The organism is Celeribacter sp. SCSIO 80788 (assembly GCF_051054295.1).
Lineage (GTDB): Bacteria > Pseudomonadota > Alphaproteobacteria > Rhodobacterales > Rhodobacteraceae > Celeribacter.
In genome coordinates this window covers 828,686-847,894 of sequence record NZ_CP150482.1, presented here as the reverse complement: position 1 = coordinate 847,894, position 19,209 = coordinate 828,686, and the positions used below count along the sequence as shown (strand labels likewise).

Sequence of the window (19,209 nt, the reverse complement as noted above, 5' to 3'; positions counted from 1 at the left end):
GCGGGATCAACCAAACGGTCGGCTGGCCGCCGCCATACGCCGATCCAGAAGCCGCCCGCGCAACCGCGACAGCTCACCGGCACAGGCGGCATCCCCGGCGCGGTTCAATCGCTCGCCTTCGGGACTATCGAGATCGAACAACATCGGCGGCACGCCGCCCGCGAAATGCACGTATTTCCACCGCGCCTCGCGCAGGATCGCCGCACGACAGTGTTCGGGCGGCAGGCCAAATGCGCGCTCAAACCGTGTCGGTTGACCCGGCTCGCCGAATTCGACCTCCATCATCACCGCATCGCGCCAGTCTTGCGGGGCTTCCCCTCTGAGCCAGGGCATCAACGAACGCCCGTCCATCTGTGCGGGTGCCACACCGCCCAGCCACTCAAGGATGGTCGGCGCAATATCGACGCTTTCCGTGAGCGCCGTCACGCGCCCCGGCACGCCGCCCGGCATGCGGATCATCAGCGGCACGTGATACGCCGCCTCGAACACGCTGTCCTTGCCCCAATGCCCGTGATCGCCAAGCATCTCGCCATGATCGGCACAGAGCACCACCATGGTGTTTTCCCTCTGCCCGGTGTCGTCGAGAAACTGCATCAGCCGCCCGACATGATGATCCACTTCGGCCAAAAGCCCGAGATAGGTCGCGCGCACCTTGGCCGCAGTCTCCTCCGAAATCGAAGCGCAATCGCCATCGAAGCCCCAGAACATGCCGAACTGGCTCCGCTCCGACTGCCATGCCGCCACGAAAGGATGATCACAAGCGCCTTTGATCGGTGCAGGCATCTTCGATGGGGCAACCAAATCGTTATAGGGCGCGGGGGCGACGAAAGGGGGATGCGGGCGGATATAGGTCACATGGGCGAACCACGGTTTTGATCGGCGCACCGCCATGGCGCTGAGCGTCCGATCGGTCAGATAGGCCGTGTCGCTGTCCTCCGCGCGATAAAGCGCGGGACCGCCCAACACATCGCCTTCGGGCCGGTAGAGCCGCCAGATGTCCGAGCTCTCCACCTGAAACGTGTCATAGCCTTTGGAATTAAGATAAGCGGGCCATTCCGCCCCCTGCTCCAGCCGCATCTCCACGATTTCGCGAAACCCCGGCAGGACGCTTTCGTAAATGCGATTGTCCGGATCATTCGGATGCAGGCCGGTGGGATCGGGCTGCACATCCGTGTAGCCGAACAGCAAGGGTTCATAGCCCAACTTGCGCGCTTCGAGCGCGATGTTGCCCGTCCCCGGTGCCAGAGGCGCACCGTTGCGGATCGCACGATGGGTCATGGCATATTGCCCGGTGAGCAAGCTCGCCCGCGACGGGCCGCAGGGCGCAGTCACGGTGAAATGGCGCTCAAAGCTCACGGCACCGGCGCGAAACGCATCGAGGTTCGGCGTCGGCACCGCCTCGGCAAGCGCACCGAACACGGCATCGGCGCGCAGCTGGTCGATAACGATGAACAGCACATTCTTTTGGGGCTTCCCGGCGGTCATACTCAAACCTCATCTCAGTGTCGCGCCCGACTGTTGACCGGTTGCGCAGATTTGGCAAGCAAGCACGCCAACCGCTTTGAGAAGCGGCCGACAATCTATGAGAAAGGTGAAATGGCGCACACGGGAGGAATTTCAATGCTGTAAGAAAAGTGTTGGAACGATGGGGGTCTATCCTTCCAACATGAGGATACGACCATTGAGAGCGCCATTGGTTCGAGCGACAGTGGCGACGCCAAGTTTGGCCGCATGAATGTCCCAGACGCAAGGAAACTGCGCGTTCTTGAGGATGAGAACGCCCGGCTGAAGCGGCTGCACGACCCGCAGCCATAGTGCGGGGACGCACATCTTCACGATAGGCATTGATCCCCGCCACACCCGAAAAAGGCGCACTGAGGCTGTCAGCCGTCTCAACGGCAAACTGGTAACCGCGCGGCGAACCTACAGCCTGCACCAGCATCGGCGGCACCTGCGGCGAAGGCACGGTCGAACCGCTCCGAAGGTAGGCTCAACAAGATGATGAATTGGTTATATGCAGGGCGGCTGCGATCTCTCTGGCGGCCTCTTTCAACGTGTTGCCATAGTCGTTCAACGCCTGCTCTTTGCTCATGGCGCTGCGTATCCAGATCAGGGACACACAGCCGGGCACCGTCTCTCCGACCCGAACAGGCACGGCCAGCGCGGCGGTTTCCGGGCGGAACGGGCCGCTGTCCCGGATGGCGATGCCCCGGTGCCGGGTCTCGTCCAAAAGCGGTGTCAGCACGGTCTCCGAAAGCAGGGGCAGATCGTCTTCCGCCCCCAGCGCCCGCAGATGATCGAGGATGCGCACCCGCTCCTCCGGCGGGCAAAACGCCAGGTAGGCGCGCCCCGCAGAGGTATGCAGCATCGGCAGGCGCACCCCGCTCATACCCCGGTCGATGGACAGCGGCGAACGGCCATGGGTGGTTTCCTGTACCACCATGGCAGCGTTGTGATAGACCGTCAGATCGAGCGGCCAGATCACTCGTTTCGCATAATCGGCCAAAATCGGCCCGGCGATCTGCACCACCTCCGAACTCAACGAAAACCCGTCGCCCAGAGCGGAGGCGAGACGGGTAACGCGCACCGTGCTGGAACTGGCGGAAAAGGCGACATAGCCCAGCTCTTCGAGCGTTTCGAGCAGGCGATAGACGGTGGGACGGGGCAGATCGAGCGCTTGGGCGATCTCCCCCGGACGTGTGGCCCCGGTTTTGTTGACGAAATGCAGGATCGCCAGACCGCGGGCGAGCGAACGCACGGGCGGAGCGCCGGAATTCAGTCGGGACGGGTCGCGGGGCATGGATAAGCCGATCTCGTGGGCGTGGCGGGCATCCTCTCACAGCTCGGGGCCAGAGGCCAGAGCAGAGACAAACGTTGGACTCCGAAACTTATTTCCCCAGCTTCGCCAATTCGCCGTAAAGCCACGGGCACTCCGCCACCTGCGGTCCACGAACCCCGCGTTCGGCGGCATCGAGCCGCATATCGCGCAGCCGTTTGCGCCCGCCCTCTTCGGTCAGATAAAGCCGCTCATGGCCCCAGAAGCTCGGCCCGTCATGGGTCTCGTGCGCCTCCCATGTCGCCTCGTCGATGATCATGCCGCCCCAGCCGTTTTCAACGAAAAACCCGGAAGGGGAATGGGCGTAATAGGAGGTCATCAGATCGTTGATATGACGGCCAAGCGTATAGGCGACACGGCCCTCTTCGAGATTGGCAAGATCGTAGCCTTGACCCACATCGTCGAGGTTCTGGAATTCGACCATGAAATGGTGAAACCCTTCCTGACCGGAGCCGACCATGGCAAAGCTGTGATGCCGTCCGTTGACATGGAAGAAATAAAGCCCGTAGGGCGTGAGCCCGTAATCGGTCACCTTGAAATCCAACAGATCGCGGTAGAAGGGCAACATCACGTCGATGTCTTTGACATGCAGAACCGCGTGGCCCATGCCGTAGGGCCCAGTCCTGAACCCGTCGATCGGGCGCCCGGGCACGAAAGGATCGGAGGCGATCATCGGGTTGTAAAATAGCTCCACCCGGTTGCCCATCGGATCTTCGAACCAGATCAGCCCCTCGACGAAACGACGATCACACAGCTCCTTCGAACCGAGGTTTACCCGCACGCCCGCCTTGTCGAGCCGGGCCGCATAGGCCTGAAGATCGTCCTTATGCGCCACCTCCCAGCCCATGAAGGCCAATGTGTCGCCCGGTTCGTCGGACACCAGAAGCCGCTGCATCTTGTCGTCCATGCGAAAGGCCAGCGCCTTGCCGCCACGGTCGATTTTCTGCATGCCCAGAAGCCCGCCGGCAAAATCCGACCAGTCGTCGAGCTTGTCGGAGCGGACCCCGAGATACCCCAGTGCCGTGATTGCCATGTCTCTCTCCCATATCGAATTCAGAGCGCTGCCAGAAGGCTGTTCGGGCCAATCTGTCTGTCGTTCGGAGCGCTTTCTCAAAAGCATAAGCCAGATCCCTGGTGCGCGGATATGCCGAGATTCAAAATGTCCGCCTTATGGACACGTATGATTATAAATAATTTTTTATCTTATTTGAGCGCAAATCACGCTCAGCTCCGGGCCTCCGACCTGTATGGCGGTCCCGGATCTGTTGACCGGAAAAGATTTTCATTTATAGAATCGATTCCTGAGGAGACAATCGTTTCAACCCGATCACCAGCCCCCTGACACAGCCGTTCTGCCGTGTCGGAGGTTCCTTCGACGCGTCGGGACGAGGCCTCACTTTTGTTCACGGGAGGAAATAAACATGAAATCTCTGCTGACGGCTGCCACCCTGTCCACCACCCTGTTTGCGATCCCGCTCACGGGGGTGTCCGCCGAAGGGCTGGCCGACATGAAGCCGATGACGCTGCGTGTGGCGTCTCTCTACGGGCCGGACAACTGGTTCACCGCACCGATGGAGGCCTATACCTCCCGTCTCGAAGAGCGCAGCGGCGGCAAGCTGACATTCGAATATTACTACGCAGGCAGCCTCGTGCCCGCCAAGGAGCTGACCTCCGCGCTCGGAGACGGTATTTTCGATTTCGGCTTTGTTCTGCCCGCTTATGAACCGGCGAAATTCTCCGTCGACGAATGGCAGGGCAGCCTTGCCATCCCCTCGGAACAAAACCCCATTCTGGAAGTCGCGACCACCGCTTTGGCGGGCTATGAATGGAATACCGGGCTGAGTTCTCACACCAAACAGCTTCTGGATGCCGGGATTTTCCCGGTCATGCCGTCCTTCTCGATCACCGGCCCCTACGGCATTCTCTGCAAGGATGAAAATGCCACCATGGCCGATCTCGAAGGCAAACGCAGCCGGGTGGCAGGCGAGACATGGACCAAGGAGGCCCAGAACCTCGGGCTGACCCCGGTCGCTCTGCCGATCACCGAAGTCTATCAATCCTTCCAGTCCGGCGTGATCGATTGCTGGATGGGCGGTCTGGCCGACGCGGGCGCGAACGGGTTTTTCGACCATGGCAAATATTTCAACCTCGGCGTGGGCCTGACCGCCTATGCGCAGTCGGTCTACGGGTTCAACCTCGACACATGGAATGCCTTCCCCGAGGAGCTCAAGGCGATCGTCTGGGATGAAACCGCACAATACGCCTCCGAATTGCTCGAAGCGGCTCTGAAACAGCAATTGAACGCCGCAACTTCCAGCCTTGAGAATGGGGTGGTCTACACCACGCCGGATGCGGAGATGCGCGCCAAAGTCGATACCTATCACGATGAGGTTCGTGAAAACGCCGCCGCCAACAGCCCGGCAGAGGTCGAAGACCCGGCGGCAGAAGTGGCCCGTCTCGCGGAGATTCGCGACAAATGGCATGGGATTCTGGGCGATGAACTTGGGTTCGGCGGCGATTATACCTCCTGGGGCGATTTTGTCGCCAAGGGCGGGGAGCTACCGGATTTCGCACCGCTCAAGGCGCATATCCTGAGCGAGATCGTCACCCCTTTTGCGACCGCGCAGGAGTGAGGACACGCGCGGGGAGAGAGCTCTCTCCCCGCCTGCCCTCTCTATGCCCACTGACACGCCCCCGGACAGATGAGATGTCTCATGCCCCAGAACACCCCTAAACAGTTCCCGTCGATCTGGCGGATCGGAAAAACCGCCCTCATCGGGCTGGGCACTTTCTGCCTTTATGCGCTGGTCCTTCTGACCTTTGCCGATGTGCTGTCGCGCAACCTGTTCAACAGGCCGATCCCCGGTGTGTTGGAGGTGACCGAATATTGGTTGATGGTCCCGATGGTGTTTATCGGCATCTGGTGGGCCGGACTCGGGCATGAGCATGTGCGCGTCACCATGCTGACCGAAGCCTTGGGCCGCAATTCTCTGAAACTGGCGGAAAGCGTGGTGGCCCTGATCTCGATCCTGATCCTTCTGCGCATGGCATGGCTCGGGTTCCATGTCGCCTATGAAAGCATGAGCGATGGCGAATATGCCGGGGCCTACAAGATCGTGATCTGGCCCGTGCGCTTCGTGACTGCCCTCGGCTTTCTGAGCTTCGCGCTGGTGATTGCCAAGCATATCTACCTTGTCCTGTTCCGCGCCGAGACCGATGCCGAGGAACATATGGAAAGCCCGGAGGCCCTTTGATGACACAGGAACCGACCACGATGTCCGATCAGACCTCACATCTTTCCACCGCATCCGAATCTCCGGCCGGACTTCCGGCTGAAACTCAGGCAGATCCGCATCCGTGGAAAGGTGTCACATGGGTCATCCTGCTGACCGTTCTGTCCGCCGCTTTCGGCCTGTTGTTCTTTGTCGATATGGCGCGCGAATTGCGGGCCGTGGTGGCGCTCGGGCTGATGTTCTCGCTCATGGGGCTCGGCATGAGCGTCGGGCTGGCCATGGGGATTGCCGGGGCGGTCGGGCTTTATGCCGTTCTGGGGTCCCGGGCGCTCGATTCCAGCCTGTCGCAAGTGCCGTTCACCACCGCCTCAAGCTCCACCTTCATCGTCTTGCCGATGTTCGTCTTCATGGGGCTGATGCTTTGGTATTCCGGCATCACGACCAAACTTTACGCCGCCGCGCGCATCCTGTTTTTCTGGCTGCCGGGCAATCTTGCCGCCACCACGAATATCGCGGGTGCGGGGCTTGGGGCGATCAGCGGCTCGACCGTCGGCAGCACCTATGCGCTCGGCCGCATCGCCATCGCCGAAATGCTGCGCTACGGCTATGACAAACGCCTCGCCGTGGGCTCGGTGCTCAGCGCGGGCACCATCGGTCAGCTGATCCCGCCCAGCATCATGATGGTGATCTTTGCGGGCTTTGCCGAAGTGCCCGTCGGGCCGCAGCTTTTGGCCGGCACAGTCCCGGGCATTCTCTTGACACTGGCCTATGTGATGACCGTGGTCCTCATCGCCCTGATGAAACCCGATTGGGTCGGCAAGGGACGCAAACAGGCGCAACAGGCCGCCATCGAAGAGACACGCGAACCCGCAGGCCGGGAAAAGCTTCGGATCGTGATCGAAGCCTGGCCGGTTCCGGTGCTGATCCTTGTGATCTTCGGCGGTCTGGGCGGCGGGTTTCTGACCGTCACCGAATGCGCCGCTGTCGGGGCGGTGGGGTCCGCACTTTATTGCCTTGCGGTGCAGGACGGGCGCAGTTTTCTGAAGTCCCTGCTGGGGGCGGCCCGTGGCACCTTGTCGGCGGTGGGCTCGGTTCTGATCCTGATCATCGGGGCAGCCATTCTCAGTCGTCTTCTGGCGGTCACCGGCGCGGCCCAATGGCTGTCGGCCAATATGAAGCAGATGTCGGAAAATATCGTCCTGTTCTTCGGGCTGCTGATCCTGCTTTATCTCGTGCTCGGCATGTTCATGGATGCGATTGCGATGATGCTTCTGACCGTGCCGCTGATCATGCCCATCGTGGTGGCCGCCGGCTACGATCCGATGTGGTTCGGCGTGTTTCTCGTGCTGATGGCCGAGATCAGCATTCTGACGCCGCCTGTCGGGCTCTTGGTCTTCATCGGCCATCGCATGGCGCAGGACCCGGAGATCAACATCGGCCATAGCGTGTCCCTGAAAGACGTGTTCGCCGGGGTGCTTTTGTTCGTGCCGCTGGCTCTGGCCGTGGTCATTCTGATCACGATCTTCCCCGATCTCGTCACATGGCTGCCGCAACAGGCGGTGCGCTGATCCGCTTTCACCCCATGTCTTTTCCCCAACGCACGCGTTTCAAACCACAAAGGCCCACCCCATGTCCAAAAGAGGCGACGCGAAATCACTGGCACTGGATGTCTACCAACGCATCCGGCAAGGCATTTTCGACGGTCACATCACCCCCGGCACCCGGCTACAACCCAGCGTGCTGGGCAAGGAATACAGTGCCAGCACCACCGTGGTGCGCGAGGCCCTGATCCTGCTCAGCGGCGACCGGCTTGCGGTGTCGCAGATCGGGATTGGCTTTTCCGTGCCGGAGCTGGATCGCAAGGAGCTGCGCGATTTGACGCTTTTGCGCTGTCACAACGAAACGCTGGCCCTGCGTCTTGCGATCGAACGTGGCGGGGTGGATTGGGAGACCGAGGTGCTTTCGGCCCATCATCGCCTGTCGCGGACCCGGCGCCGGACACCGGAGGACGAGCTGCATGGCAACCCGGATTGGTTCCATGCGCATCGCGCCTTTCACGCCAAGCTGATCGAGGGCTGCGATATCCCGGCGCTCACCGACATTTGCGACAAGCTGGCCGCCGCCACAGAAATTTACCGCGTTTCCTCGGGGCCGGTCACCACGAGCAGCGCCCGGGATGTGGAGAAAGAGCATGCCGATCTTCTGGAGGCCGTGCTGGACCGGGATGCGCCCCGGGCCGAGGCGCTTCTGAGGCAGCATTATCAGGCGACCGTAGACAATCTCCTGGCGCATTGGCCCAGCGACACGGAGGCGTCTCTCACGCCTTCGACCGAGACCACCGATCTTTGACTCCGCCCCCCCCAAAGGGGCCGCACGTAACATACCAGACCCAAAAGGAGAGACGAATGCGTCTTGTGTCTTTTATTTCCTCCTCCGGCCAGCCGAGCTACGGCACGGTCGAAGGTTCCGATATTCTCGATGCCGGGGCTGTCCTGCGGGACCGCTACCCCGATCTGCGGGCGGTTCTGACCGCGGATGCTCTGGCCGAACTGGCGGGCGTGGGCGAGAAAACGCCGCTGAGCGATGTCACCCTGCTGTCGCCGATCCCCAGCCCGGAAAAGATCATCTGCGTCGGGCTGAATTACATGTCCCATATCGAGGAAACCGGACGTCCGAAACCGCAACACCCGTCGCTTTTCACTCGTTATCCCTCGTCTCTCGTCGGTCATGGCACCCCGCTCGTGCGGCCGAAAGCCAGCCATGATTTCGATTACGAGGGCGAACTGGCCCTGATCATCGGCAAACCCGGACGGCATATCGCAGCCGAGGACGCGTTCGATCACATCGCGGGCTATACCTGTGTCAACGAGGGCTCGATCCGCGATTATCAGATCCACACCACGCAATTCTGGCCGGGCAAGAGCTTTGAGGCCTCGGGCTCCATCGGCCCGTGGATGTCGACCCCGGATGAGCTGGGCGAGATCACCCAACAGGTCCTGACCACGCGCATCGATGGCGAGATCGTGCAACAGGCGCGTTTCGACGATCTGGCGATCTCCATCCCGGAGATCATCGCCTATGCTTCGACCGTTCTGACGCTTCAGCCCGGCGATGTGATCGCCACCGGCACCCCGGGCGGGGTCGGCAAATTCCGCAAGCCCCAGCTTTACCTCAAACCGGGCATGGTGGCCGAGGTCGAGATCACCGGCATCGGCACCCTGAGCAACGGCGTCGTGGACGAATGAGGCTGCGGCCTCGAAAAGACGTTTCACAGAAGGAAACACAAAGATGAACAACAGGTTCGAGGGCAAAACCGCCTTTGTCACCGGGGGCACCGGGGCGCTGGGCACGGCAATCGGCAAACGCATTGCGCAAGAGGGCGGCACGGTCTTTCTCGCCGATCTGGCACCCGAGAAAACCGACAGCGTCATGGCCGCGTTCGAAGGGCTGACACCGCCCGTGATCCTGCCGCTCGATGTCACTTCGGACGAGAGCTGGCGTGCGGCCCTGGACGAGGTGGTGGCGATGGCAGGCAAGCTCGACGTTCTGGTCAATGCCGCGGGGGTTGTCGGCAACGGCGCCTTCCTGATCGATGCGCTGCCAACCGCCGAATGGCACCGGATCATGTCCGTCAATGTCGACGGTACGTTTTTGGGCACGCGCGAAGCGATCCGGGTGATGAAGGACACAGGCGGCGGAGCGGTGGTCAACATCGGGTCCACCACCGCCTTTGTCGGCAGTCTCGATGCGATCCCCTATAATGTCAGCAAGGCCAGTGTGCGCGCGCTGACCCGCAACGCGGCCTTCAGCGCGGGTAAAAGCGGCTATAAGGTGCGGGTCAATGCCGTGCATCCGACTTGGGTCTGGACGCCTCTGGTCGAAGCCATGCTGATCAAGAAATTCGGTTCCAAGGAGGCGGCGCTTGAGGTCATTCTGGCTCAGCATTGTGTCGACCGTTTGCCGGAGCCTGCCGATATCGCCAATGCGGTGGCGTTTCTGGCCTCCGACGAGGCGGCGATCGTGACCGGAGCCGATCTTGTGGTCGATGGCGGGCGAACGCTCGGTTAGTTCCTGTCGTATACGGTTGGTGACGCACTTAAGCACGGCTCTGAAAATCATGTCTGACGTCAGCACCAACGGGACAGTTTAGGGTGATTTGATAAGAGAGGATTTCTGGCTCATCGTAACCGCCAAGGCGTGAAGATGAGCCAGACCCTCTCTGAGATCAGGAGCCCAACTGGCCCAAAAACTCTGACGGCGGACACGATTTCATCGTCAGAATTTCCTCATTCATTTTTCGAGAAAATTCTACTTTCAAACGCCCCTAAGTTTCGGGGGATTAACAACTGATCTGTCAAATTCCGGCGCTTCGCCATTTTCGTATCCCTTCAAAGCTTCGGTATACACCCTGGCTCACGGTTCGATTTCCCAGACCCGCTTCACTCAAAGCCCCTCGCAGCGCGGCTGTAATGAGAACAAAACGGCCTATTGCGCATGTACTTTTCCAAGGGCACAGATCTCAGCGTTCATGATGAAAATACGCTCGTTTCTGTCGACCACACACAACAATCGGCCTCGAAACACACTCGAATGGAAACCGCCAGCAGAGGTGTTGGAACAGGTTCCGTCACAAGACATCAGTCAATCGTTGCGACGATCAATTGAAGCCGTCTAAATCTGACGATCATATAGATGGCACGGCTGACCGAGGCCCGAAATCGCCCCTCGGTCGGTCGTGTCGGCATGATGCGGACAGAGACCTGCCCTCTCACTTCCACCAGATCAGTTTCGCATCGAGCGTCGCCAGAATGCCGTAGAGGATCAAACTGCCCGTAGACGCGACGATGACAGCCCCCCAAACTGTGACGTAATCAACGATTGCCGTGGCCTGGTAAATGGTTTGTCCAATCCCGGAATAGGCTCCCAACATTTCTGTCACGATCACCGTGATGGTCGCACGCGAAAGACCGATGCGCATTCCGGTCATGATCGAAGGCAGGGCTGCGGGAAATTGTAATTTCCGCAAAACGCCGAGACGGCTGGCGCCAAAACTGCGCAACAGATTGATCTGATCCTTCGGTGAGGATTGCAATCCGCTGACGCCGTTCAAAAGCACAACAAAGCTGACGGCGAGAGCGGCCATGGCAATCTTGGAGTCGTCTCCCAAACCGAACCACATCAGGGCAAGAGGAACGAATGCCGCCGTTGGCACAGAGGAAATTGCCACGGCCACAGGCATGATCAGATCATGGGCCCATTCCGACAGCACCATGATCATCGCGAGCGCGATCCCGATCACTGTGCCGATCAGAAAGCCGATCAACGTGTTTTTGAGCGTGACCGTGATGTTACTTCCGAGCTTGTCCCAGTCGTCGAAAATTCCGCCGAATATCTCGATGGGCGTCGGAAGAATGTAGTTCGGGAGTTTGAACGCCATCACCGTAAACTGCCAGAAGACGAAGAGCAGAAAGATGGAAATGAAGGGCAAAATCGCCCTGTTGACGCGGGTCAAGTCGATGCTGGTCATGTTATTTCCACCAAATATATCGTTTTTCGATCTTGCTGAGCAAAACGAACAAGGCCTGTCCAATCACCCCGAGCACAAGGATCAGGAGCCAGACGCGTTCGTTGTCCTCGAAATACAGGCTTTGCAACAACAGCGTCCCCAGCCCTCTCGTGTCGCCGAACCATTCTCCGACAAGGGCACCGACGAGACTGAGTTGGATGCCGACCTTGAGGCCGGTCATAATCGAAGACAAAGCGGTCGGAAGCGACACCGTCCTGAAAATCCGCATCTCGCTCGCCCCAAAGCTCCGCAAAAGCTTGATCAGATCCGGGTCGGTGCGCTCAAGCCCACGGGCTGTATTCACAGCAACAGGGAAAAAGGTCAGATAGAGCGCGATGACAACTTTCGACGCCATGCCATTGCCGAACCAGATGACCACGATTGCCCCGAATGCAATGATCGGCACGGTCTGAAGCGCCACGAAGATTGGCAGGAGCATTTGCTCTGCTTTCTTGGATCGCCAAAAGAGGATGCCGCTCAAAATCCCGATGAGTGAGCCAGCGACAAATCCCATGAAGGTTTCTGTCAGCGTGTAGATGATGCTGTCGATCAAATCCTTCCAAATGCTCGCCCCGTTCGACAGAACATCTGTCAAAGCAGGCAGCGTATGAGCAGAAATGCCAAACAACGGTACGGCGAAGAGCCAGAGCATAAGCACCATGGCGCCAACGGCGGGAGAACTTCGTAAGATACGGCTGATTTTCGAACCGGGAGAGTGCGTCATCTGTGGTCTTTCATGCTTCGGAAAGGCTTTTGGAACCACATTGCAGTGCCGGAAGAGCTTGCACACTCAAAACGCAAAATCTGCGTAACTTCTTCGATCACCCACGGTTTTTTGCACAAATTCCCGCCACGCCAAACACACATGCCCACTAAGTATCCATAAAATTAAAATTTGCATGCAATTATTACAAAAGAGTGCAAAAGAACCACATGAACACATCGAATCTCTGGTCCTACGACCTTGTCTCCTTAAGTGACGCCCTCTCAACCGGACGTATCACCTCCCGACATCTGACGGAGGCGCTTCTGAACCGGATCGCGCAGGACGAGCCGCGCCTTCATGCCTTTGCCACACGGCCCAGCGACGCGGTCCTCGAACAGGCCGAGATCGCCGATGCGGAACGGCGCGCGGGGCGGATCAAAGGCCCCCTGCACGGTATTCCCATCGCCGTGAAGGATGCCATCGACGATTCCGCGCTCCCCGCCGCATTTGGAAATCCAGACCTTCATCGCAATCGCAAAGGAGCTCCCTCAACGGTCATGACCCGTCTGCGGGAGGCGGGTGCCATCGCATTCGGCAAGCTCACCCTGACCGAAGGAGTCTGGGTCGAACATCACAGAAGCGTCGCCCCTCCGATCAACCCATATGGCAAAGACCATTGGACCGGAACCTCCTCAAGCGGATCTGGCGTCGCATTGGCGGCAGGCTTTGTGCCGGGAAGTTTCGGCACGGACACGGGAGGATCAATCCGTTTGCCATCCGGGTGTTGCGGCGTCACGGGGCTCAAGCCGACTTGGGGCAGGATCGGCGTTTCTGGCGTCCATCCTCTGGCCCCGTCCTTCGATACGGTCGGACCGATGGCGCGCACCGCCCGCGATGTTGCGATCTTGATGGACGCCGTCGCCGGCCCTGATCCATCGGACCCCACCTGTCTGAGCGATCCGCTCCTGTCGCATCGAGTCGGCCCGGACGCAGATATTCGCGGCCTCCGACTTGGCGTTTCCCGAAGAGAAATCGTTGCAGCAGACACGGCCGTTCAGACCGCGCTCAACGCCGCAATCGAAACCTTTCTCGCACTCGGAGTTGAGGTCGTTGACCTTGACCTGCCGGACCCTGAACCGGTCATTTCCGCCTGGAGCATTCTCATCTCGGCAGAAGCCGCGCGCGTTCATCACGAGAGTTTTGCGCAGCATCCCGAGGCCTATGGCACCGCAATGACACAGCTGATTACCCGCGGCAGATCGCGCTCCAATCCAGAGATCATAGATGCAATGGCAATGCGTCGTCGACACAGGGGCACTCTGTCTGCGACCTTTTCAACGGTCGACGCGGTGCTTTTGCCAGCCCTGCCAATCGGCGGCCCCTCGAATGCCAAGATGAACAGTTTTGCCGATGATGACGAGGCAACTCAGGTGATCGGGCGCTATACCGTTCCCTTCAATATGAGCGGTTTTCCAACCCTGACCCTGCCCTGCGGACGGACGGATCTGGGCATTCCGATCGGGCTTCAGCTGTGCGGCCTTCCTCTGACGGAACCGCGGCTTTGTCGTATGGGGGCCGCTTTTCAGGACGTCACCACATGGCATGGGGTGGCGCCTTAAAGAAAAAAGCCCCGTCACAGCGGGGCTTTAAACCTTTTATGATCAATCCATTAAGCCGAAATATCGAGTGGCCGCATGTTGCGGGACAACAGAGCGGCATTCAAATTCTCAAGCCCTGCACCGGGTTTCGCCTCGACCACATGATCATGTGCGATATAGTCCTGAACCTGATCCGCGACATAGTCGATGGCGCGCGCGAACTCTTTCGACGAAAGACCGGCGGGCGGAAGTTGCAGAATGCCCCACCCCTCCTGTGCAAGTTGGTCGCACAGCTCGCTGTCATTCATACCGCCATCCGGAAGCACCATCACTCGTCGACTGCGCGCCACACGGCTTGTCGTCGTCGGGGCTTCTTTGCGCGGCGGCGGCGGTGTCGGTATGGCCTCATGCTCTTGAGAATCCAGAAAATCCCTCACCCGATCGAGCTCCCGTTCCGCATCATAGCCCACCAGTTCTGTCCCCACGCCCAAAAGCCGCGGTTCCGGCAGATTGCGAACCTGAAAAGCCTCCAACAACACCTCCATCCAGACGCCACGCCCATAGACGTGCTTGGAGGGATGCTGCATCGGGCGACCGCCCCAGTCCGGCGCAAAAGAGGTCACGCCAACGCCGCTCGACGGAGACCCGTCGATGCCAAACAGCACGACATCCTCGGCCCCTACCGCACCCGCTCCGATCAACAGGTCCGCAACGGTTTCCGCCAAGTTGCGACAATGTCGACGATAGCCCGGAGTGTCGTATTGTGAGCGGGATTGCCACCACCGACCGCAGCCCATGAACGTCATTTCAGGACAGGGCATCTGAACGATGTGATAGCCCTTTTCCCGCAAAAGCCCGACCAGAGGAAACAACGCCCCCGGACAAACCTCGAATTCGGCGACCTTTGCGTTCTGGTTGCCCAGACAATTCGACAAAACCGCAATGCGTTTGTGCATTAAACCTTCTCCGAAAGATGGAACGGGGGGCCCAAAAGGGCACCCCGTATTGAGCGTCTAAGGCACAGCCTCACTCAGACATCTTTTTGTATTCGGACGGAACTTTTTCCCAGAACGACGCATCAAACGCGGTTTCAATGTCGACCGGGGCGTCGATGGCGCCATATGCCACGAGGTTCGCTTCAACTTTCGCAATCGCATCCATGTTCAGATAGCCAAGCCCTTCGCTCGCCCCTGTAGACCCGGTCATCAGCTCTTCGACTTTTTCAAGCATCTTCTCCTGATGCTCGCGCTCAAGCCCCGTACCGGCCTCCATCACGATATCGATGGCCTCATCGGGATGCTCAAAAGCGTATTTCCAACCCCGCAGCGTCGCATTCAGAAAGCTCTGCACCACCTCCGGGTTTTCTTCGATCATTTTGTCGGATGTGATGATGGCATCCTGCTGCGAGACCATGCCGCTGTCTTCCGGTGAGATGACCGTCAGGTCGGTCAGGCCCTTTGCCAGCAGCACATTATATTCATTATACAAAGTTGCCGTCGCCACATCGAATTCACCATCGATGAAGGGCTGCAAGGTCACGGATTGAGACACGATGTTCACATCGGACTGCTCCATGCCATTGGCCGCCAGAACAGAGAAAAGCACATACTGCGGGCCGGTGTACCATGTGGCAACGGTTTTGCCTTTGAAATCGGCCGCAGTTTTGATGCCGGAGTCTGCTTTCGTCACGTAGACGTAAGGGGTGATCTGATGATCGATACCGATGGCTTTGATCGGCAGCCCTTTTGCGCGCGAGGCCAGAACACCTTCGGTGCCCGACGCGATGCCAAAGGTGTTGGCGCCTGAGGCGACGAGCGTTTCGACATTGATATTCGGGCCACCGGGCTGAACGGTCATGTCCAGACCGGCTTCGTCATAGAAGCCTTTTGCCTCGGCGACATAAACCCCGGCAAATTGCGCCTGAGGCAGCCATTTCAGGCGGACGGAAACACTTTCATTCGCGTGTGCGGTGGTTGCGCAGAACAAGGCGGCTGCGGCGACAAGGGAAGCGGGCAGTTTCTTCATCATGAGCTCCAGGTGTGCAGTCTAAATATGCAATTTTTCCATTTTAGGATACCTGATCTTAGCCATGGGAAAACAATTGGGGGAAAAATTACTGATTTCACCCGTGCAATGTGAGGAAATGTGACGAAATGCATAGTTTTTGGCCTTATCGGCAATCAAAAGTGCGTAAATTCTGCAAATAAAACACCATACAAATTAATTATGAATTCAAACTTAACAAAAATGCATACATAAAATGAAAAATTAATCCGGTTAAGCCAGATCCATGCGAGAGAACGTCCCACCGCGCCATCGGACGATGCGATTCCTTATTTAACCAAACCTGTTGAGACTTAGGGCGCAGTATATCGCGGAAAAAAGCCGCTTTACCCGAGATGGTGCGGCGGAATGGTCGCGATAAAATCGGACAGATGATCCCCCAAAAGGCGCACATGCTCGCTGGCCGCCACCATTGCACGTTCTGGATCACCCGCCTCAATCGCATCAAGAATTTCCTGATGTTCCGACAAGGTCGCGCGCATTTTTCCCGGCTGGAAAGTGACCTGAAGACGGTACGGCGACAAGCGCAGCCTTAGTGCTATCGTCTGCCCAGCAAGGAAATGCGTATGCGCCGCCATATAAAGAAGATCGTGAAATTCTTCGTTTATTTTGTAAAAATCTTCTGGATCGTTCTCTTCGAAAGCAGCGACCAAACGGGCTTGAACACCGATCATCCGGTCTTTTTCCTCTCTGGTGGCACGGCGGGCGGCCAAGCGCGCGCACAGCCCTTCCAGCGCGGCCATCAAATCGAACATTTCGATCAGCATCGGAATGGAAAGCGTGGTGACCATGGTCCCCTGCCGTCCGCGCACCTCGGCCAGCCCTGTCGCGACCAAAGCCTTGATGGCTTCACGGACCGGCGTGCGAGACACATTGAAGCGCGTCGCAATTTCCGTTTCGTCCAGCCTGTCCCCCGGCTTGAGCTGACCGTCCACAATCAGTGCTTGCAGATCCCGGCGCAGTTCTTCTGCTCGGGTCGTTTGGCGGCGGCCCGTAATCGGTTCGGCTAAGAGGGCTTTAGACATGACAAGGGTTCCAGGCTCAGGTGTCAGGATCGCGATATTCTAGGACACATCGATCACACAGGAATATGTACCAATATGAGCCCTAACATATACATAAATGGGATCGAAGTGTCCATTCTCAACCTTCTTGCAAGAGAAGCAGCGCCTCCAGAAGGCTGGTTGAGAGGGCATCAGGGGTTTCGATCTGAGGAAAATGCCCATGCCCGTAAGTACTTTGGGGGACGATGGCGAGGCAGGGCATGGGGGCGCGTTCATGAGCCGCATAGACTTCATCCGAGTTCAGAAGGTGCACCGGACACCTCAGCAATGGCAAACGATCCGCAATGCTCCATGCGAACATGGCATCGCGCAGCGCCAGAAGATCATCCGCTTTGGCGGATAAAATACTGTCGGCAATCTGTCGGCAAAGCGTCGGACTTGTGTCGGGCATCGTGATGGCCGAGACCATGCGGCGCGTCTCGCCCTCCAGATCGGCGGCAAAGACCGCGCGACGCCGGGCGATCTCGTTTGCATCCGAGCCCCCGTAGTAAATCCGATCCGCCAAGGTATCGAGACCAAGCAATCCCATGATTCCGTCCGAAAAGGCCAAGGCCGTTTCAATCATCACCGGGCCGCCCATCGAATGCCCGACAAGAATCGCATCTGTCACCCCCGCCTTCCGCAAACACGCGGCCACGCCCTCCCCCAGTGACGTCATGCTGACGGGACCGGTCAAAGGGGCGGCGGGTCCGCCGGGCAGATCGACAAGAAACACCGCATGCGCGGCCATCAAATGCGGCACGAGCGCCGTCCACTGCGCTGCCGTTCCGCCCCAGCCATGGATCAGAACGCAGGGACGTCCGGCCCCGCCCGCCACTGTCAGGCGGAAAGGGCCACAGTCGGTTTCCACCGAATATTGCACAGATGTGCCTGTCACGCAGGCAGGCCCAACTTGTCGCGCAGGGTGCCTTCGGCATAGCCGGTCTTGTAGAGCCCGCGCGCCTGAAGGATCGGTACCACGAGATCGATGAAATCGGTGAACCCATCCATGAACCAGCCCGGCATGACATTGAACCCATCCGCTGCGCCGGTTTCGAACCAGTCCTGCAAGGTGTCCGCAACCTGCTCGGCAGAACCGCAGAGCACCCAATGCCCACGCGCCGCCGCGACAAGGGAATAGAGATCGCGCAGCGTCATGTTTTCCCGTTTGGCTTTCGACAGCATGGCTTTGGCGAAGGCATGGTAGGCGTCGTTCTCACCGAGATCGGGGATCGGCCCGTCGAGATCGTATCCCGACATATCCGTGTTGAAACGCTCCGACAGCATGCCCAGAGCCGTCTCGTCATCGACGAAACTCATGAGTTTGCTGAGCTTGGCGCGCGCCTCCTCCTCGGTGCGTCCGACCACGGGCATGACACCCGGAAGGATCACCAACTGCTCTGCCGTGCGAGCATTCTTGGGCAGGCGCGCTTTCAGACCTGCGTAGAAGGCCACGGCCTCTTCTCGGTCCTGCGTCACGGTAAAGACGACATCCGCCTGTTTCGCCGCAAGCTCCTGCCCGGCTTCGGACCCACCGGCCTGAAGGATCAGCGGGCGGCCCTGCGGCGGGCGGGAAATGTTGACCGGACCTTTGACCTTGAAGAACTCGCCGTCATGGTCGATGGCATGGATTTTCGAGGCGTCGAAATACTGGCCCGTGTCCGTATCCTTGACCACGGCACCGTCTTCCCATGCGGTCCAGAGCGCATTCACCACCTCGATAAACTCGGCGGACATGTCATAGCGACGGGCATGATCGGGATGGGTCGTGCCGAAATTCGCAGCCGCCTGCGGCGCGGAGGTTGTCACAGAGTTCCAGGCCGCACGTCCGCCCGAGAGATGATCGAGAGACGCGAATGCGCGCGCCAGAGACCATGGGTCGCCATAGGTCGTCGACGAGGTCGCCCCAAGGCCGATGTGCGTGGTGTTCATCGCCACCGCAGAGAGCATGGTCAGAGGTTCCAGACGGGAACAATAGGACGGGTGGGCCTTCGGATCGGCGTTGAGATTGTCGCCCATGAAGATCAGATCGAAGAGACCGCGTTCGGCTTCCTGACAAATCTGGGTGATCTCTTTGATGTTTTCGAAACTGTCCACGGCCCCCGGCATTCGCCAGCCGGAGATGTGACTGCCCGTCCCCAGAAGGAAAAGGCCCAAACGCAT

General features: G+C 59.1%; 17 protein-coding genes. 7 read left to right on the top strand and 10 right to left on the bottom strand.

Annotation, left to right across the window (positions count from 1 at the left end; genetic code table 11):
- Positions 1 to 6: 6 nt before the first annotated feature.
- The 3 genes from V1471_RS04420 to V1471_RS04410 all read right to left on the bottom strand — a co-directional run bounded on the left by V1471_RS04420 (position 7) and on the right by V1471_RS04410 (position 3,869).
- Entirely contained in the window at positions 7 to 1,485 is a 1,479-nt protein-coding gene (locus V1471_RS04420; RefSeq protein ID WP_434287109.1) for an alkaline phosphatase family protein, read from the bottom strand.
- Positions 1,486 to 1,990: 505 nt separating this feature from the next.
- The gene (locus tag V1471_RS04415; protein ID WP_434287108.1) at positions 1,991 to 2,800 is read right to left on the bottom strand and encodes a DNA-binding transcriptional regulator; all 810 of its coding nucleotides are present in this window, start codon (positions 2,798 to 2,800) and stop codon (positions 1,991 to 1,993) included.
- Positions 2,801 to 2,888: 88 nt separating this feature from the next.
- On the bottom strand, positions 2,889 to 3,869 hold the full coding sequence (locus V1471_RS04410; protein WP_434287106.1) for a VOC family protein: 981 nt from the start codon (positions 3,867 to 3,869) through the stop codon (positions 2,889 to 2,891).
- Between the two features lie 388 nt (positions 3,870 to 4,257).
- On the opposite strand from V1471_RS04410, the gene V1471_RS04405 reads away from it, so the two are divergent.
- From V1471_RS04405 to V1471_RS04380, 6 genes are all read left to right on the top strand, one after another.
- Positions 4,258 to 5,469, top strand: coding sequence for a hypothetical protein (locus V1471_RS04405; RefSeq protein WP_434287105.1), 1,212 nt, complete (start codon positions 4,258 to 4,260; stop codon positions 5,467 to 5,469).
- Positions 5,470 to 5,550: 81 nt separating this feature from the next.
- On the top strand, positions 5,551 to 6,090 hold the full coding sequence (locus V1471_RS04400) for a TRAP transporter small permease (protein WP_434287104.1): 540 nt from the start codon (positions 5,551 to 5,553) through the stop codon (positions 6,088 to 6,090).
- Positions 6,090 to 7,637: a TRAP transporter large permease gene (locus V1471_RS04395; RefSeq protein WP_434287103.1), complete on the top strand. Its 1,548-nt coding sequence runs from the start codon at positions 6,090 to 6,092 to the stop codon at positions 7,635 to 7,637. The genes V1471_RS04400 and V1471_RS04395 overlap by 1 nt, the downstream gene beginning before the upstream one ends.
- Positions 7,638 to 7,698: 61 nt before the next feature.
- A complete protein-coding gene (locus V1471_RS04390) occupies positions 7,699 to 8,418 on the top strand; it encodes a GntR family transcriptional regulator (protein ID WP_434287102.1) in 720 nt (239 codons plus the stop codon).
- 56 nt (positions 8,419 to 8,474) lie between these two features.
- Positions 8,475 to 9,314 (top strand): fumarylacetoacetate hydrolase family protein, encoded by an 840-nt coding sequence (locus V1471_RS04385; protein WP_434287101.1) that lies wholly within the window; start codon positions 8,475 to 8,477, stop codon positions 9,312 to 9,314.
- A gap of 43 nt (positions 9,315 to 9,357) precedes the next feature.
- A complete protein-coding gene (locus V1471_RS04380) occupies positions 9,358 to 10,137 on the top strand; it encodes an SDR family NAD(P)-dependent oxidoreductase (RefSeq protein WP_434287099.1) in 780 nt (259 codons plus the stop codon).
- Between the two features lie 700 nt (positions 10,138 to 10,837).
- Here V1471_RS04380 and V1471_RS04375 read toward each other — a convergent pair.
- Both V1471_RS04375 and V1471_RS04370 read right to left on the bottom strand, forming a co-directional pair.
- Positions 10,838 to 11,596, bottom strand: a complete 759-nt coding sequence (locus V1471_RS04375) for an ABC transporter permease (RefSeq protein ID WP_434287098.1) — start codon at positions 11,594 to 11,596, stop codon at positions 10,838 to 10,840.
- Between the two features lies 1 nt (position 11,597).
- Positions 11,598 to 12,359, bottom strand: coding sequence for an ABC transporter permease (locus V1471_RS04370; protein ID WP_434287096.1), 762 nt, complete (start codon positions 12,357 to 12,359; stop codon positions 11,598 to 11,600).
- 209 nt (positions 12,360 to 12,568) lie between these two features.
- Here V1471_RS04370 and V1471_RS04365 point away from each other — a divergent pair, with 209 nt between their 5' ends.
- Positions 12,569 to 13,960, top strand: a complete 1,392-nt coding sequence (locus V1471_RS04365; RefSeq protein WP_434287095.1) for an amidase — start codon at positions 12,569 to 12,571, stop codon at positions 13,958 to 13,960.
- A 50-nt stretch (positions 13,961 to 14,010) separates the two neighbouring features.
- Here the strand turns inward: V1471_RS04365 and V1471_RS04360 are convergent, their stop codons facing one another.
- The 5 genes from V1471_RS04360 to V1471_RS04340 all read right to left on the bottom strand — a co-directional run bounded on the left by V1471_RS04360 (position 14,011) and on the right by V1471_RS04340 (position 19,209).
- Positions 14,011 to 14,895, bottom strand: a complete 885-nt coding sequence (locus V1471_RS04360) for a hypothetical protein (RefSeq protein WP_434287094.1) — start codon at positions 14,893 to 14,895, stop codon at positions 14,011 to 14,013.
- Positions 14,896 to 14,965: 70 nt separating this feature from the next.
- Positions 14,966 to 15,964, bottom strand: coding sequence for an ABC transporter substrate-binding protein (locus V1471_RS04355; RefSeq protein WP_434287093.1), 999 nt, complete (start codon positions 15,962 to 15,964; stop codon positions 14,966 to 14,968).
- Between the two features lie 365 nt (positions 15,965 to 16,329).
- Positions 16,330 to 17,028 carry a GntR family transcriptional regulator gene (locus V1471_RS04350; RefSeq protein WP_434287092.1) on the bottom strand — a complete coding sequence of 233 codons (699 nt, stop codon included), beginning with the start codon at positions 17,026 to 17,028 and terminating at the stop codon, positions 16,330 to 16,332.
- Between the two features lie 118 nt (positions 17,029 to 17,146).
- The gene (locus tag V1471_RS04345) at positions 17,147 to 17,944 is read right to left on the bottom strand and encodes an alpha/beta fold hydrolase (RefSeq protein ID WP_434287091.1); all 798 of its coding nucleotides are present in this window, start codon (positions 17,942 to 17,944) and stop codon (positions 17,147 to 17,149) included.
- Positions 17,941 to 19,209: an LLM class flavin-dependent oxidoreductase gene (locus tag V1471_RS04340; protein ID WP_434287090.1), complete on the bottom strand. Its 1,269-nt coding sequence runs from the start codon at positions 19,207 to 19,209 to the stop codon at positions 17,941 to 17,943. The genes V1471_RS04345 and V1471_RS04340 overlap by 4 nt, the downstream gene beginning before the upstream one ends.